We start from the raw sequence: 1825 nt of genomic DNA, 5'->3' as shown, positions 1-1825 counted from the left end.
ACTTACTAAAAGCCTTCTCAATTTTCAATTTGAGAAGGCTTTTAGTTTTATATTATTTCTTTTCAATTTCACTCTTTCTTCTATTTCGTTATCCCTCTTCTCTCACTTTATGGGTATTCTGAATAATCTCAAGAAAAGGATACTCAGAGAGTGACAGAAGTTGTTTACGGACGCTATCGCTTCCGTTTTGGATGGAAGAAACAAAATAAACTGGAGTTTAGACAGTCTAAACTCCAGTAGGGACTTCCAAATAAAAAAATACTCAACTACTTTTTGTGGGGTGGGGTAGAGATGTCTATAGTCTTAACGTTCTTCGCTTAAAAATCTGGTAAGTTACTGCATACCTATAGTGATTATCATTTTTTAAAAAGTGTTGTTTATTGATTTTTTTGGATAATTTATTGTTTTGAAGTCCCATTTCCCATTATATACTGCACTTTTGAAGTCAAGTATGGGAGGCGAATCCCCATGCTTAGGTTAAAGGTTGATCGCCCTTTCCCTGTCCTTGTGCTTCTGCCTCCCCTCCTGGTGCAGACATTATTTGTTTTTGTTGTTCTTGTAGCCAGGTTTCAAAGAGCTCATTCAAGAGGCGCACTTTCATAAATTCATCCAGTTGTGCGGGGATAAATTTTTCCAGTCGCAAAATCACGAACCAGTCAGCGATGCGGGTAGGTGGCAATATCTGACTTGGTTGACTGCTAGAGAGCATTTGCACCATTACTGGATGTAGTGCATTCAGTTCAATAGGACCTACTAAGCCACCAGTCTGGGCTTCTGGCCCGAGTGAGTATTCCCGTGCTAAGTCAGCAAAAGAGTTTTCTTTTGCCTGAATCCGAAAGTAAAGTTCTTGGGCAATTCCCACATCCTGAGTTCGTAGTAGTGAATAAATCACTTTGTCTAGTTTTGCCTTGGACTGAAAAAAGTAGGATTCTAGTTTATTACCCCAAGTAGCTTGCTTGAATTTTTCAATTTTCAGCCTACGAATGGTAATAACTTCTAGTTGTTCAGGAATCAGCCCTTGATGTGCCATCCAAGCCTGGATGTCTTCTTCATTTTTGAACTGTTTTTCAGCGTAAAACTGCTGTTTGGCCTGGGCTACTTCCTCAGGTGTACACTCTATCCCTACCTTCGCGAAGCGTGAGTTTTGCTCTATCGCCTCATCAATGATCAATTCTCGCTGCAACTGTGGCAGCATTTGGTAACTTGCCAGCAAGGAAATCAGTTCACTTGCTGTGATTGTACGATTACCGATTTGGATCGCTTCAGTCATTAGCTTTCGGGCATCTCAAGAATATCTGGTTTGTTAAAGAAGCTAAATGGTAGCCATTCGACTAGGAGCTTTTGTCTTAATCTTACCGAGTTAGGTACAGTAACCTCACTTTTTCAAAAATTACATCCTTTAAAATATAGGATTCATATCTGATTTTTGGACAATATTTCGGGTGAAACCCCTTGGGTTCATACCGCTCACGGAGCAAAAATCTATTGACACTACCATGAGATAAATCTTCCACGATATCTGCCAAAGGTGTGCAGCCTGGATACAAAGATTGCTACCAATAAAAACAGAGTGTAAATGTTGAGGTCACACTTTGCCGTGGATGGCTTGGTAATTACTCTGATTGTCCATACCCTCACTCTTAGACAGCGTAAATTATCCATCTTTCCAGCCCCCTACTGACTAGCGATCGCCTATTCTTTTCTGATTTTTATACCTCATTGATTGTCTCATTTGTCAATTCGTAAGTAAAGTGCATCTATGACCGTTGTGCAAGTACCCGCGCCGGCCACGCTATCAGACAAGAAATTAGTGAGAAGAAAAATT

The 1825-nt window shown here is 40.2% G+C and carries 1 protein-coding gene and 1 pseudogene; both read right to left on the bottom strand.

Translation table 11 applies throughout. The features are described from left to right. Positions 1-472: 472 nt before the first annotated feature. A complete protein-coding gene (locus tag CDG77_RS34725; RefSeq protein ID WP_094333635.1) occupies positions 473-1270 on the bottom strand; it encodes a peptidylprolyl isomerase in 798 nt (265 codons plus the stop codon). Between the two features lie 180 nt (positions 1271-1450). After that, a pseudogene (locus tag CDG77_RS38365) lies at positions 1451-1623 on the bottom strand (IS701 family transposase); the annotation flags it as partial. Between the last annotated feature and the right edge of the window lie 202 nt (positions 1624-1825).

The organism is Nostoc sp. 'Peltigera membranacea cyanobiont' 213, assembly GCF_002245975.1.
Classification (GTDB): Bacteria; Cyanobacteriota; Cyanobacteriia; order Cyanobacteriales; family Nostocaceae; genus Nostoc.
Note: the sequence above shows the minus strand (reverse complement) of the source record. Positions and strands in the feature narration are given on the sequence as shown.

Excerpts from the sequence above, each read along its gene's own strand:
- CDG77_RS34725 (WP_094333635.1), bottom strand. The coding sequence starts at position 1,270 with ATGACTGAAGCGATCCAAATCGGTAATCGTACAATCACAGCAAGTGAA.